This is a genomic window from Paraburkholderia sp. RL18-085-BIA-A (assembly GCF_046027075.1).
In the GTDB taxonomy this organism is placed as follows: Bacteria; Pseudomonadota; Gammaproteobacteria; order Burkholderiales; family Burkholderiaceae; genus Paraburkholderia.
Genome location: NZ_JARESU010000106.1, coordinates 1 through 13194, shown reverse-complemented (window position 1 = coordinate 13194; position 13194 = coordinate 1). Strand labels below are relative to the sequence as shown.

The window sequence follows — 13194 nt, the reverse complement described above, 5'->3', positions numbered from 1 at the left end:
GCGGCGGCGCGCTCGCTCGATGCGGGTTCGCCGCGTGATGGCACAGTTCGTTTCGCGCCGACGGGCTGCCGCAACTCAAAGCGCAAGGCGCGAAGGCGTGCGTGCGATGACATTCGAAGCAGCCGAAGCCACCATGTGGCAGCTCGTGCAACGCTATACGGGCCGGGTCGGATACCGGCGCGGCGTGAAGTCCGAAGGACTGTCGGCGAGAGCGCCGGTCATCGATTGCTCGGGTTGGACCGCTCTGCTTCTGTCGCGAGCGCTGCAAGCGCAAAACGAGGCGGCCAGGCGCACCCTATTCGCCGCCGGCGACATCGCAGCGCTGCACACCTGGTCCGACCGCATCATCGACGAGATCGGGCAGCGCACCGGATTCATGCTGCAAGGACCCGCCATCACGGCCGGCGCGCTGCCGCGCTGCGCAACCATCGGACTGAAGATCGGCAATCCCGCGTGGGCAATCAATCATCCCCGGCCACGGGGCATCACACATATCGTGCAGGTCGTCCGCCGTCCGGACGACGACGCGCCGTTCGTTTCGGAATCGTTTGACGGTTCGGTCGCCGGCATCCGGCTCACGCCGCTGGCGCAGTGGCTTGCGCGCACGCAGCCGGCGCTTGGCGCGAGCGAGGCGTGGGCCGTCGACGCTTTCCGGCTGGCCGCCGGCGCCCCGTATTAGCCGGGTCAGCAGGGAAATGCGCCCTGAAGCGAGCGCAGGATCGCGAGGCCGATCGGAAAATCGTCCGAAATGCCCGGGTGGTTGGTGAAAAACGCGTCGAGCAACGGATACACGTTCTGATTGCCGATTGCGAGCGTTTGCGGCGGGCAGAACAGCGGCGGTCGCTTCTTCGAGACCAGGTCGCCGTTCGCCCAGCCGAGCGCGTTGATCGTGCCGGTAATGTACGCGGCGTAGACGGAGTTGTTATCCGTATGCGCCCATTGTTTGTATTGCGAAGCCGTCATCTCGGCGCTCGCACTCACCGTGAAAAACGCTGTCAGCAGAGCCAGCGCGAATTTCGATACCCGCATTCCTGAACCTTCAATCTGAGTCGCAAAAGCGGCATTGTAGGTGAGTCTGGACGCGGTGCGCACAAGCGTTGCTCGCGCATGAATCCGTAACCGCGGCGCAAGGATTTTCGTAAGCGACGCGGGCGCTGCAAAGCGCCAGCCGTATGAAGCGCATGGCCCTCGCGGCAGGGCTCTCTCACGCCCGCGGACGCCCCCGCTCACGGCGTGCCGTTTCGACAATACTCGCGATACCCTTCGCGCTCGCCAAGCCGCGCCATGTACCTCGCGACCGCCGGAAATTCAGTGCGCTGCAGCGGCGTTTCGAGCCAACGGTTGACGGACAGCGCGATCGGAATGTCCGCGAGCGAGAACGCCTGCCCCGCGATGAACGCGCCGGTTCGCGCCAGTTGCCCCTCGACGATCGCCATATGCTTCGTCCAGTTCGCACACGACAGCTCGATCTGCTGCCGGTCCTGATGGGCCGGCGAGTGCCGCACCAGCCCGAGAAACGCGTAACTCCACGAGCGATTCAGCTCGCTTGCCTGCCAGTCGATCCATTGGTCGCGGCGCGCGCGCTCGCACGGGTCGGCCGGGTAAAGCGCGTCGCCGTGATAGCGGCCCGCCAGGTAGCGGATGATCGAATTGGACTCCCACAGCACGAAGTCGCCGTCGCGGATCACCGGGACCATCGCGTTCGGATTGAGCGCGCGAAATTCCGCGGTGTCCGTCGCGCGAAATCCGGAGCCCCAGTCCTCCTGCTCGAAGGACAGTCCGAGTTCCGCGCAGGTCCACAGCACCTTGCGCACGTTGATGGATGAGGTCTTGCCGAGTATCTGGAGCATGGGGCGTGGCATCTCGTGGTTGCAATGTCTGGATGAACCGGAACGGAACAGCTTGCGCGCACGGGTCCGCATGCAATCCGGGTCATGCGGCGCGGCGCGACATGGGTGGACGCACAGCTCTTCAATGGTCTTTCGCTTTGAGCGTCGCCTGTTCGCCGATCATGTCGTACAGCGCCTGCGCGGCCGGCGACAGATGCGCTGTCTTACGCGCGACGAGAACGAGCGTGCGGGACACGACCGGCTGCGTGAGTTCGACCGTGCAAACCGTAGGATACGCGCCCTTCTGAAGCGCGAGCGCCGGCACCACCGCCGCGCCGACGCCTTGCGCGACCAGACCTACGGCGGTCGAACTGCGCTGCACTTCGTAGAACGAGCGCAGCGCGAGGCCGCTCGTCTCCAGCGCGACATCGAGCAGCGCGCGGTTGCCGCTCACCTCGCCGGCAAAGATCAGCGGATAGGCTTGCAGTTGCCGCCACGCAATCCGCCGCCGCTTCGCCAGCGCGTGATCCTGATGGCAGATCAGCACATAACGGTCTTCCGTCAGTGGCACGCTTGCCAGATCCGGGTGCTGGTCGCGCGCGATGTTGATGCCGAATTCGACCTCCCGGCGCAGCACGGCCTCTTCCACCGCGGACGACGCATGATCGAGAATCTTGATGCGGTTATGCGGATACCGCGCCGCATACGCCTGAAGAATGCGCGGCAGATACTGCACGCCGACGGTCGGCACGCACGCAATCGACACGTCGCCGCGGCGGGCCTCGCCCGTTTCGCGGATTTCGACCAGGGCGTCAGCAAGTTCACCGAGAAGGCGCCGCGCCTGGGGCAGAAACCTGCGGCCGATCTCGGTCAGCGCCATCGAACGCGTGGTCCGTTCGATCAGCGTGACGCCGAGAAACGTTTCGAGCTTGCGCAGCCGCTGCGTGATCGCCGTTTGCGTGACGTGGAGCGAATCGGCCGCGCTCTGGAAGCTGCCGCGATCCGCGATCGCCACGAATGCCTGCACGCCGAGGGTATCGATTTTCATTAGAGAAATGAAGGAATCGGAATCATAAATTCATTTTACTGCGCCGGTCGGGCCGCCGAGAATACACGCACTGGACCGGTCAGGTACGCCGTCAACGCGGGCGCCGACCCGCCGGCCCGGCTATTCCGCACAAAGGAGCAATCAGATGACAGCGACGACGGATTGGCAGGCGAAGCAGTACGTGCTGTTCGAAAACGAGCGCACGCGCCCGGTCAGGGATCTGCTGGCGGCGGTGCCGGCCACGGACGTGCGGATCGCCGTCGACCTGGGCTGCGGCCCCGGCAACTCCACCGAAACGCTGGCGGCGCACGCGCCGGGCGCAGCGGTCAGCGGGCTGGACAGTTCCACCGACATGATCGCCGCGGCCCGCCAACGCCTGCCGCAATTCCAGTTCGACGTCAGCGATATTGCGACCTGGGACGCCGCCGGACCGTACGACCTGATCCTCGCGAACGCAGTAATGCAATGGGTGCCCGACCACGAGCGCCTCTTTCCGTCGCTCGTGACAAAACTCGCGCCGGGAGGCAGCCTCGCCGTGCAGATGCCCGACAATCTGGACGAACCCGCGCACCGTCTGCTGCGCGAGGTCGCGGCGCACGGCCCGTGGGCGCATAAGCTCGAAGGCGTCGAGCGGACCATGCGCCATAGCGCCGGCTGGTACTACGGCCTGCTCAAGCCGCTGTGCGCGCGGGTCGACGTGTGGCGCACCGTCTACCATCACCCGCTCGCGGGCGGCGCCGAAGCGGTGGTCGAGTGGTTCAAGGGCAGCTCGCTGCGGCCGTTTCTCGCCAGGCTCGATGCGGCAGAGCAATCGGCCTTTCTGCGGCGCTACCGCGACGAAATCGCTGCCGCCTATCCGGCGCTCGACGATGGCACGGTGCTGCTGCCGTTTCCGCGGCTTTTCATCGTCGCCACGCGCTAGCCGCACAGGCACGGGGCACGCTCGCCGCTGAAGTTTGTTGCGCAACGGTGCGCCAGGGTACATGGGGAATTGGCGAGCTTGAATTTTGCGTGATATTGTTGCTGAAAGCAGAGGATGGCGGCCCGCCGTCCTCACTGGGCAATTTTCAGCAGCGAGCGTCGCCATGAGTGATGTACGCCAACATCTGAGTCCCCGTGACCGTTTGGAGCTGTTGTGCTGGCTCACATGCGGAAGCCTTGGTGCTTATTACCTGAATGAGGACTGGCCCGACGCGGCGTTCCACGTGCAGGCCGCGCACAAGTGGCTCGACCGCCGCGCGCGCGAAGCCGACTGGCTGTCCATCGCGAAGCTGTCGGCCACGGCGGTCCAGATCGCGCAGCGCCACGCCCGCTTCGTCGATACCGACTGGGCGCGCGACGCGGTCGAAGAAATACTCGATACCGATGAACTCGACCCGCAGGCGCGACTGCTCAAGCAGGTGCTCGCGGATTGCCAGAACGCGCTGGCGGATCGGCGCATCGCGGATTGAGACTGGGTGATTTTGCGGTTGCGGCGCGCTCAGAAATTGTGCCGCAACCCTACGATCACCGAGAGCTGCTTATCCGAGTCCGAATTGACGATATTCGGAATCTGCGCAAGATTCTCCGTCGCGCCGGTGGACGGATTAATTGCGAGCCCCGCGCCCGACGACTTCTGCCCGATCGCCACCGCGTACACCGCCGTGCGCTTCGACAAGCTGTACACCGCCCCCAGATTTACCTGATGCACGCGCGTCGACGAACTGCCCGACGGTTTCGCGTCGTTGAAGATATACGCGAAGCCTAGCTGCAAATCCGGCGCAAGCGCGTAGGTGGTGTTCAGCTCGGCGATGTCGAACGAAATATCCGCGCCGTCGGGCTGCGCCGCACTAGCGAAGTACTGGCTCTGCGACAGCCGCGTATGCGTGTAGGTCAGCCCCACGCTCGCCTTGCCGAACGCATACGAGCCCCCTGCCCCGAAAATCCGCACCTTGCTCGCGTTCTGCAACTGGCAATACATCGCGCCCGGGTTCGCGCAGCTGAAGTCGCCGATATAACCGTTGGCGCCGCCCAATGCCGCGTCCAGCGGCTGGTTCAACTCCAGATAACCCGCGCTCAGCGACAACGGCCCTTGCGCGTAATTCGCAGCGAGCGACCATCCCTTGTTACGCGAGAAATCGCCCGCTACGCCACCGAGACTGAACAATCCGCCGATCGTGAAGCCGCCGAAACTCGGGCTGATGTACTTGATCGAGTTGTTGAAGTTGAACGCTTCGTTCAGGTTATCGACGTCGCCGAAATGCGAACCGTACAGTGTCGCCCAGTTGTTGCTCGACACATATGCGCCGAGGAAATCGGAGAACGGGTCGTATTGACGGCCAAAGGTCAGCGCGCCATAACTGCTGTTGTTCAAGCCGACCCACGCATTGCGGTTGAACAGCGTGTTCGATTGCAGCATCGCGCCGTTGCCGATCAGAAAGCTGTTCTCCAACGTGAAATTCACCGTCGTGCCGCCGCCGATGTCCTCGGTGCCCATCAGGCCCCAGCGCGACGGCACCAGATTGCCGCCCGCCAGCTGGTAGTTGGCGTGCCCGTTGGTGCTGCCGTCGGCGAGCGTGGTCTGCTGGTTGTTCGTGTAGACGAGGCCGGCGTCGACCGTGCCGTACAGCGTGACCGAAGATTGCGCGTGTGCGCCCATCGCGAGGCCGAGCGCGGCCAGCGCAAGCGCCGAGCGCTTGACGAATTTGTCTGCCATTTTTTTGCCGGAAAGTGAGGTGGGCTGTTTTGCGCCCGGGGAGCGTGGAGTGCGCGAGTCGCTTACTGGCCGAAGCGGGCGTAGATGTCCGGGCGCTTCTTGCGCAGCACCAGACCGATCAGCACGCCGATCAGTGCCACGGCGAACACGATCCACGGGAACGACTTGACGATCGGACTATCGGAGCCGCTGAGGGCGTCGAGATTGCGCACCAGAATCGCGCCGATATACAACAGCCCGAGCCCGCCGATCAACGGCGCGATCAACGAGTGCCATACGCGCGTGTCCTTGCGCGTCTTGCGGAAGAACGCGATCACCGAAAAACTCGTCACCGCCTGCAGCATCACGACCCCGATCGTGCCGAGCGCCGAACTCCAGCTGAACACGATGTTGAACACATCGCTGCCAGCCGCGATGAAGAGCCCGAGCAGCACACACACCGACAGCGTTTGCAGATAGCTCGCCACATAAGGCGATCGGTATTTGTCGTGCACGCGATTGAGCACCTGCGGCAGGATCCCCTCCATGCTGAGCGCATGGATATAACGCACCAGCGTGTTATGAAACGACAGCAGGCTCGCGAAAATACTGCTGAGCAACAGAAAGCTCATCACCGTCGTCACCGCGCCACCCAGGTACTTGCCGGACTGGATGAACCAGAAATCGCCGGGCTGTTTGGTCGCGACATCGACCACGTCGGCGAGACCGTAAGCGCAGACGATCGTCCACGTGATGAACGCGAAGAACACCAGGATCAGCGTCACCGACACATACGTCGCGCGCGGCACGGTCACCTTCGGGTCGCGGCATTCCTTGCCGTAGATCGCGGTGGCCTCGAAGCCGATGAACGACGCGAACGCGAACATCACCGCAATGCCCAGGTGGCCGCTGAACACATGTTGCGGCGAGAACGGCGCGAGCGTCAGACCGTTGGGGCCGCCGCCATGAATCACGATCGCAATGGCGAGCAGCAACAGGATGCCCAGTTCGAGGCACATCAGCACGCCGAGCAGGCGGCTATTCAGATCGATGCCGCGAATGCCGGTGAATTGCACCACCGCCACGCAGATCAGTGAATACCCGTACCAGGGCAACCCGGTGTGCAGAAGCGGCGACAGGATCACCGTACAGAAGAATCCAAACAGCCCATAAAGCGCGATCTGGATGAAGGTGTACGACATCAGCGCGACGAGCGCGCCGGCCATCCCCAACGGCCGCCCGAGTCCGGCGGTGATGTACGCGTAGAACGCGCCGGCGCGTACCACGTGCCGGCTCATCGACGCAAAGCCCACGCTGAAAATCAGCAGCACCACGCCGGCAATCACGAACGCGCCGGGAATGCCCGCGCCATTGCCGAGGCTGATTGCGGGCGGCACCGCGCCGAGCATGCCGGTCAGCGGCGCCGCCGCGGAAATCACGAGAAACACGATCTGCCACAAGCCCAGCGTATTGCCCTTCAACTCCACGGGGTTCTCCGCGTCGACCAGATTGGTCGGCGAATAGGGTTCATTCATCGCTGCCTCTATGTTATTGGCTAGTCTGAAACTCGCCAGAACCCGCTCACTCCCAGGTTGTGGCGCTCGCTTGACCGACGTCAAATGCTTCGGGCTGAGCGCATGTTAGGTAGCTAAAAAATAAAGTGACTTCGCGAACCGCGCCAAATTCTCGATAAAGCGCGCCAATGCGGCGCGAACCTCGAACTCGCTGGTTTGCATGGAATACTTAGGAAACCGGAATGGTTTTGTTCCGACGTCAGCCTTGCTGCGCGAGGCTTTCGGAATGAAAGCTGGTGGACCGCACTGGTACGCGATTATTTTTTCCAGTTGCGCGTTGCGCGCCACAACACCGTTGCGTCGGCATAACCGACCGCGCGAGCGATCGCCGCATTGGTGAGCCCGTCGCGTTCGAGCAGCCCTTCGACACTGCGTTGACGCTCTTCACGCAGAATCTGCCGGACAGACGTGCCCTCTTGCGCGAGATGCCGTTGCAACGAGCGATGCGACAGACCGAGGTCTTTCGCGATGTCGGCGACGATCAGCTTTTCATGCGCGAGCCGCCGCGCAATCAGATCGCGAACCTGCTCGACGATGCTGTGCGGCACCGCATCGCTCGCGATCAGATCGGTGGCGTGGCGCTCCATCATGCGCGCCATTTGCGTGTCGGCGCTTTTGAGCGACGCGTCCAGATCTTGCGGACGCAGAATCACGCCATTAAAAGGCTGCTGAAAACGCACCGGCACACGAAAGATCCGCGCATACGCTTTGAGATCCGCGGGCGCGGCGTGCTCGAAATGCACTTCGACAGGGTTCCATGCCGCGCCGCGCACGAGCCGGATCATGTTGCACATGGTCGACAGGCTGTATTCCGCATCCTGCCGGCGCGGCCAGATTTGCGCGCTGCTGATCCGGTATGTCCAGACAGGCCATTCCTCGTCGCGCAGCAACTCGACGCTCGTGCTGCTCTGCCACGACGCGAGCGCGACCGAGAACTTGCGCATCGCCGAATTCAGCGTCGGCGACGACAGAAACACCAGACCCGCCGGGCCGAGCTCTGTCAATTGCAATTCGCTGCCCAGGCGCAAGCCGAGCGACGCTTCGCCGAGCACTTCGGCCGCGCGCTCGAAGGCCGCCACATAACGCGTGAGCGGCAGGATTTCATATGGATTGGACAGTAGCCGCCGGCTCATGCCGAACGCTTCCAGCAGCGAGTCGCAATCGGCGCCCGATTGATCGAGTGCGCGCACGACCGGTCCCATCACCGCCGCGCGAATCATCGGGAAACTGCCATTGAGCGTGACTTTTTTCATGTTGAGCGTCTCCTCTCCAGTCTGCGCTGTCGTGTTGCCCGAGTCATTTCCTCTGGCGCACTTTATCGTCCAATTGGCGCGATAAGCAAGCGCGAAAATATTATTGAGTTCCTACGATTTGCCATCGACTCAGCGTGCGCCGCTCGTCAACGAGGCTCAGAAGCACGCTGTCCGGTCCAGCAAACTTCCTTACGGGAATCTTATGAACACGAATGCCACGAAAGCTGCTCCCGCCCCCGTTCATCCGCTCGACCCGCTGAGTGGAGCAGAAATGCAGCTTGCCTGCGATCTCGTGAAGGCCGCCGAAAAACTCGATTCGCACGCCCGCTTTCCGATGGTCGAATTGCGCGAGCCGCCGAAAGCCGAAGTGGTCGCGTTCAAGACGGGTTCGTATTTTTCGCGCACGGCCTTCGTGCTGGCGATCGACCGCTCGAATGGCGCGACGCTCGAATTCGATGTGGACCTGAGAGAAAAGCGCATCGCGTCGCGCCGGGTGTTGCCGTTCGATCAGGCGCCTTACGGCCAGCCGCCGATCATGATCGACGACTTCATGAACGCGGAGCAGATCGTCAAGAACGACGAGGCATGGCGTGTGGCGGTGATGAAGCGCGGTCTCAGCGAGAGGGATCTGGAGCGCGTGCAGGTCGATCCGTTTTCGGCCGGCTGCTTCGATCGCGATAACGAAAACGGCCGCCGTCTGGTCCGCTGTGTGAGCTACTACCGCGAGACCCTGACCGACAACGGATACGCGCACCCGATCGAAGGCGTGCTCGCGGTGGTCGATCTGCTCGAAAAGAAAGTGATCGAACTGGTCGATGACGGCCGCATCATTCCGATTCCGCGCGCCAAACACAACTACGACACGCCGAGCCTCGGCGAGCCGCGCAGCACGCTCAAGCCGCTGTCGATCAATCAGCCCGACGGCCCGAGTTTCAAGATCGATGGCTGGCATGTGAGCTGGCAGAACTGGACCTTCCGCGTCGGCTTCACGCCGCGCGAAGGGCTCGTGCTGCATCAGCTGTCGTGGGACGACGGCAAGAGCACGCGGCCGATCATCTACAGGGCGAGCGTCACGGAAATGTGCGTGCCCTACTCCGACCCGACCACCAACCACTACTGGAAAAGCGCGTTCGACGCCGGCGAATACGGTCTCGGCAAACTCGCGAACCAGCTCGAACTCGGTTGCGATTGCCTCGGCACGATCCGCTATTTCGACATTCCGTCCGCCGACGATTTCGGCAATGCATTCGTGATGAAGAACGCGGTGTGCATGCACGAAGAGGACTACGGCACGCTGTGGAAGCACTATGAGTTCCGCACCGGCGTGTTCGAAATGCGCCGCTCGCGCCGGCTCGTGATTTCGTTCTTCGCGACGGTCGGCAATTACGACTACGGCTTCTACTGGTATCTGTATCAGGACGGCACGATCCAGCTCGAATGCAAGCTGACCGGCATCGTGCAAACCTCGGCGGTGGCTGATGGCGATACGTATCCGTGGGGCGGCATGATCACGGAGAACCTGGGCGGCCCGACTCATCAGCACTTCTTCAACGCACGCATGCACATGATGGTCGACGGCGAACGTAACACCGTCACCGAACACGAATTCGCGCCGCGTCCGATGGGCGATACGAATCCGTACGGCAACGTGTTCGATACGACGAGGCGCACGTTGAAGACGGAGAGCGAAGCCGCACGGCTCGCGAACGGCAGCACGGGACGCTACTGGAAGGTGAGCAACCCGAACGTGAAGAACGCGGTCGGCGCGAATCCGGGCTACAAACTGGTCGTCAACGATTCGCCGCTGATGCTGGCCGACGAACGTTCCAAGGTCCGTCAACGCGGCGGCTTTGCGACGCGTCACGTATGGGTCACGCCGTTCGATCCGGCCGAGCGCTATGCGAGCGGCGACTATCCGAACCAGCATTCGGGCGGCGACGGCTTGCCGCGTTATATCGAGGCGAACCGCGACATCGAGAATCAGGACCTCGTGTTGTGGCACAGCTTCGGCCACACGCATGTGTGCAAGCCCGAGGACTTCCCGGTGATGCCGGTGGAGTACGCCGGTTTCATGCTGAAGCCGAACAACTTCTTCTCGGGCAACCCGACGATGGACCTGCCGGCCGAGCGCGATCTGAACAGCGTCGAAGATGGCAAGTCCGCGGATCATGGCTGCTGCAAGCACTGATCCGGCGATGCGCGGCGCGCAAAACATCAGCGTGGGCGCGGCGACGAGCGTGCTGGCCGCGTGCGCGGCGGGCTCCGCCTGCGTGCTCATCGCGAGCGGCGGCGCCGCGCTGTCGATGCGAGCCGGCCTCGGTCAGCATGCGAGCGCGTTGTGGCTGGGCGCGCTCGCGCTGGCGGCGATGATGGGCGCTCCGATGCTGATGGCGCGCTCGGCGAGCCGGTACACAACGCTCGCAAGCGCCGCGACGTTGATCGTGACCATGAGCGCGATGCACACATTGCCCGCCTATCTGAACGGTTTGCAGCACGGCGAAGTTGCGGCTGCGTTGATGATCGCGGCTGGCGGCGCGCTGTTGTATTACTGGCGGCATGTGTGTGCTTCGACCGCTAACACGCGTCGCCATTCGCACATGCAGATCGAAGCAACTCGCCCCGCTGGGGCCGCCGCTCTGCTCGCACTATTCGCGGGCCTCTCAAGCGGCAGTCTTGCGCGCTTCCAGTTGTACGCTCTGTGCGGCGGTTCGAGCGGCGCGCAACCGTGCTGGCAGATTGCGGTGTCGTTGATCGCGGTCTGCGCGTTGGCCTGCCTCGCCGACCGTTCGCGCAACAACAGCATGCTGACGACTTTGTATATCGCACGCGCTGCGTTGATCGGCGCACTGGCAACGCTGGACGATCCCGCGCTTGCCCCGCTCGCGGCCAAGGTTTTTCTGTTGCTCGACTGCGTGACGATTCCGGCGCTTGCAAATCTGCGAGGAAGTTCGCAGCGCGGGTTGAGCGCGAGTTGTCCCGGCATCGCGCATCACGTCGGCATGGTGACAGGCGCGGCGCTTTCGACAACCCCCTACTTTTTCAACGACGGATTCGTCGTGCTGTTTGCACTCGGCGCGGCGGCGAACCTGATATGCGCGGCGTCGCTGGCCACTCATTGGCGCGCGGGTAAAACACCGCATCCGCTCGCCCATCGATACCGCCGTCCGGCCCACACTTCCAGCTAGCGTCACGCCGGCCTCACCCCAACACTCAACGGAGACGAAACACCATGAGCGAACACCACCTCGCAGCGGCACTGCCGCAGACCATGTTCATCAACGGCGAGAAAACCCTCAGCGCCGCGGGCAAAACCTTTCCGGTGTACAACCCGGCCACCTCGGAAGAACTCGCGCAAATTCCCGACGCGTCGGAGTCGGACGTCGATCATGCAGTGAGAACCTCGAAGGCCGCATTCGAATCCGACGCGTGGCGCAGAATGCCGCCGGCCGCCCGCGAGCATCTGCTGCTCAAACTCGCGGACCTCGTCGAACAGCACACCGACGAACTCGCGACGCTGGAAACGCTGAACCAGGGCAAACTGATCGGCTTCTCGAAGATGCTCGAAGTTGCGGGCAGCGTCCAGTGGTTGCGCTATATGGCTGGCTGGGCCACCAAAGTCGAAGGGACCACCTTCGAGCTATCGATCCCGTTTCCGCCGGGCACCCGCTACAACGCGTCGACGCGTCGCGTGCCGGCCGGCGTGGTCGCCGCGATCGTGCCGTGGAATTTCCCGCTGCTGATGGCGGTGTGGAAGATCGCGCCCGCGCTCGCGTGCGGCTGCACCGTGGTGCTCAAGCCCGCGGAAGAAACACCGCTGACCGCGATCCGACTCGCCGAACTCGCGCATGAAGCAGGCTTCCCTGCCGGCGTATTCAACGTGATCACTGGCCGTGGGGAAACTGCCGGCGCTGCGCTGGTCAAGCACCCGCTGGTCAACAAGGTCACCTTCACAGGCTCGACTGAGGTCGGCCGCATCATCGGCCGTCAATGCGCCGAGGATCTGAAGCGGGCCTCGCTGGAACTCGGCGGCAAAAGCCCGGTGATCGTGCTCGACGACTGCGATCCGCGCAAGGCAATCGAGGGTGCCGCCGGCGCAATCTTCTTCAATCATGGACAGGTTTGCACGGCGGGTTCGCGCCTCTATGTCGCGCGCTCGATCTACGACGAAGTCGTGCAAGGCATCGCCGCCGTGGCTGACGGCATCGCGCTCGGCTCGGGCTTCGACGCGGCGACGCAGATGGGACCGATGGTTTCCGCGCGGCATCGCGACAAGGTGGTCGGCATGATCGCGCAAGGCGGGCAGGAAGGCGGCGAGATCCTGTCGCGCGAGGCACGCGTGGACGGCGACGGCTACTTCGTGCGCCCCACTGTGATTGCCAACCGCGCATGCAAGCCGCTGAGCGTCGTCAAGGAAGAGGTGTTCGGACCTGTGCTCGTCGCGATGCCTTACGACGACCTGGATGAAGTGCTGGCCCTCGCGAACGCGTCCGAATACGGGCTCGGCGCGAGCGTGTGGACGAACCAGCTCGACAAGGCGCTGCGTCTCGTCGATGGGATCGAAGCGGGCACAGTGTGGGTCAACACGCACAACATGGTCGACCCGGCGATGCCCTTCGGCGGCTTCAAAGCATCGGGAATCGGCCGCGAACACGGGAAGGCGATCATCGACGCTTATACGGAAAGCAAGTCGGTGTGTATCGCGTATTGATGTATTGACGGTCAGTTGCACATGAGCGGGGGGGGGGGGTTTTTTGGGGCCCGCCCCCCGGGGGTTAAAGGAATATATGGCCGGGGGGGTTTTAACAACTACGCGCCC

General features: G+C 63.3%; 12 protein-coding genes. 6 read left to right on the top strand and 6 right to left on the bottom strand.

What is annotated here, in order from left to right; translation table 11 throughout:
* Positions 1 to 106: 106 nt before the first annotated feature.
* Positions 107 to 679 carry a hypothetical protein gene (locus P0D89_RS39195; protein ID WP_408358093.1) on the top strand — a complete coding sequence of 191 codons (573 nt, stop codon included), beginning with the start codon at positions 107 to 109 and terminating at the stop codon, positions 677 to 679.
* Between the two features lie 5 nt (positions 680 to 684).
* Here P0D89_RS39195 and P0D89_RS39190 read toward each other — a convergent pair whose 3' ends face one another.
* The 3 genes from P0D89_RS39190 to P0D89_RS39180 form a co-directional block, all read right to left on the bottom strand.
* Positions 685 to 1029: a hypothetical protein gene (locus tag P0D89_RS39190; RefSeq protein ID WP_408358094.1), complete on the bottom strand. Its 345-nt coding sequence runs from the start codon at positions 1027 to 1029 to the stop codon at positions 685 to 687.
* A 197-nt stretch (positions 1030 to 1226) separates the two neighbouring features.
* Positions 1227 to 1850 carry a glutathione S-transferase family protein gene (locus tag P0D89_RS39185; protein WP_408358095.1) on the bottom strand — a complete coding sequence of 208 codons (624 nt, stop codon included), beginning with the start codon at positions 1848 to 1850 and terminating at the stop codon, positions 1227 to 1229.
* 121 nt (positions 1851 to 1971) lie between these two features.
* Positions 1972 to 2877 carry a LysR family transcriptional regulator gene (locus P0D89_RS39180; RefSeq protein WP_408358096.1) on the bottom strand — a complete coding sequence of 302 codons (906 nt, stop codon included), beginning with the start codon at positions 2875 to 2877 and terminating at the stop codon, positions 1972 to 1974.
* 145 nt (positions 2878 to 3022) lie between these two features.
* Between P0D89_RS39180 and tam the strand changes: the two genes are divergently transcribed.
* Both tam and P0D89_RS39170 read left to right on the top strand, forming a co-directional pair.
* Positions 3023 to 3799 carry a trans-aconitate 2-methyltransferase gene (gene tam / locus P0D89_RS39175; RefSeq protein ID WP_408358097.1) on the top strand — a complete coding sequence of 259 codons (777 nt, stop codon included), beginning with the start codon at positions 3023 to 3025 and terminating at the stop codon, positions 3797 to 3799.
* 163 nt (positions 3800 to 3962) lie between these two features.
* Positions 3963 to 4328: a hypothetical protein gene (locus P0D89_RS39170; RefSeq protein ID WP_408358098.1), complete on the top strand. Its 366-nt coding sequence runs from the start codon at positions 3963 to 3965 to the stop codon at positions 4326 to 4328.
* A gap of 29 nt (positions 4329 to 4357) precedes the next feature.
* On the opposite strand, the gene P0D89_RS39165 is transcribed toward P0D89_RS39170, so the two are convergent.
* The 3 genes from P0D89_RS39165 to P0D89_RS39155 all read right to left on the bottom strand — a co-directional run bounded on the left by P0D89_RS39165 (position 4358) and on the right by P0D89_RS39155 (position 8378).
* Positions 4358 to 5572: a porin gene (locus tag P0D89_RS39165; protein ID WP_408358099.1), complete on the bottom strand. Its 1215-nt coding sequence runs from the start codon at positions 5570 to 5572 to the stop codon at positions 4358 to 4360.
* A gap of 62 nt (positions 5573 to 5634) precedes the next feature.
* On the bottom strand, positions 5635 to 7086 hold the full coding sequence (locus P0D89_RS39160; protein WP_408358100.1) for an APC family permease: 1452 nt from the start codon (positions 7084 to 7086) through the stop codon (positions 5635 to 5637).
* A 296-nt stretch (positions 7087 to 7382) separates the two neighbouring features.
* The gene (locus tag P0D89_RS39155; protein ID WP_408358101.1) at positions 7383 to 8378 is read right to left on the bottom strand and encodes an AraC family transcriptional regulator; all 996 of its coding nucleotides are present in this window, start codon (positions 8376 to 8378) and stop codon (positions 7383 to 7385) included.
* A gap of 202 nt (positions 8379 to 8580) precedes the next feature.
* Here P0D89_RS39155 and P0D89_RS39150 point away from each other — a divergent pair, with 202 nt between their 5' ends.
* Genes P0D89_RS39150 through styD form a run of 3 tightly spaced genes read left to right on the top strand, consistent with a single transcriptional unit; the run spans position 8581 to position 13086 of the window.
* Positions 8581 to 10566, top strand: coding sequence for a primary-amine oxidase (locus tag P0D89_RS39150; protein ID WP_408358102.1), 1986 nt, complete (start codon positions 8581 to 8583; stop codon positions 10564 to 10566).
* Positions 10547 to 11563, top strand: coding sequence for a hypothetical protein (locus P0D89_RS39145; protein ID WP_408358103.1), 1017 nt, complete (start codon positions 10547 to 10549; stop codon positions 11561 to 11563). The genes P0D89_RS39150 and P0D89_RS39145 overlap by 20 nt, the downstream gene beginning before the upstream one ends.
* A 44-nt stretch (positions 11564 to 11607) precedes the next feature.
* Positions 11608 to 13086, top strand: coding sequence for a phenylacetaldehyde dehydrogenase StyD (styD, locus tag P0D89_RS39140; RefSeq protein WP_408358104.1), 1479 nt, complete (start codon positions 11608 to 11610; stop codon positions 13084 to 13086).
* Positions 13087 to 13194: the final 108 nt, after the last annotated feature.

Coding starts and splice junctions, on each gene's coding strand:
- P0D89_RS39195 (WP_408358093.1), top strand. CDS start 107: ATGACATTCGAAGCAGCCGAAGCCACCATGTGGCAGCTCGTGCAACGC.
- P0D89_RS39165 (WP_408358099.1), bottom strand. CDS start 5,572: ATGGCAGACAAATTCGTCAAGCGCTCGGCGCTTGCGCTGGCCGCGCTC.
- P0D89_RS39170 (WP_408358098.1), top strand. CDS start 3,963: ATGAGTGATGTACGCCAACATCTGAGTCCCCGTGACCGTTTGGAGCTG.
- P0D89_RS39190 (WP_408358094.1), bottom strand. CDS start 1,029: ATGCGGGTATCGAAATTCGCGCTGGCTCTGCTGACAGCGTTTTTCACG.
- P0D89_RS39160 (WP_408358100.1), bottom strand. CDS start 7,086: ATGAATGAACCCTATTCGCCGACCAATCTGGTCGACGCGGAGAACCCC.
- styD (WP_408358104.1), top strand. CDS start 11,608: ATGAGCGAACACCACCTCGCAGCGGCACTGCCGCAGACCATGTTCATC.
- P0D89_RS39150 (WP_408358102.1), top strand. CDS start 8,581: ATGAACACGAATGCCACGAAAGCTGCTCCCGCCCCCGTTCATCCGCTC.
- P0D89_RS39145 (WP_408358103.1), top strand. CDS start 10,547: ATGGCTGCTGCAAGCACTGATCCGGCGATGCGCGGCGCGCAAAACATC.
- P0D89_RS39180 (WP_408358096.1), bottom strand. CDS start 2,877: ATGAAAATCGATACCCTCGGCGTGCAGGCATTCGTGGCGATCGCGGAT.
- P0D89_RS39185 (WP_408358095.1), bottom strand. CDS start 1,850: ATGCTCCAGATACTCGGCAAGACCTCATCCATCAACGTGCGCAAGGTG.
- P0D89_RS39155 (WP_408358101.1), bottom strand. CDS start 8,378: ATGAAAAAAGTCACGCTCAATGGCAGTTTCCCGATGATTCGCGCGGCG.
- tam (WP_408358097.1), top strand. CDS start 3,023: ATGACAGCGACGACGGATTGGCAGGCGAAGCAGTACGTGCTGTTCGAA.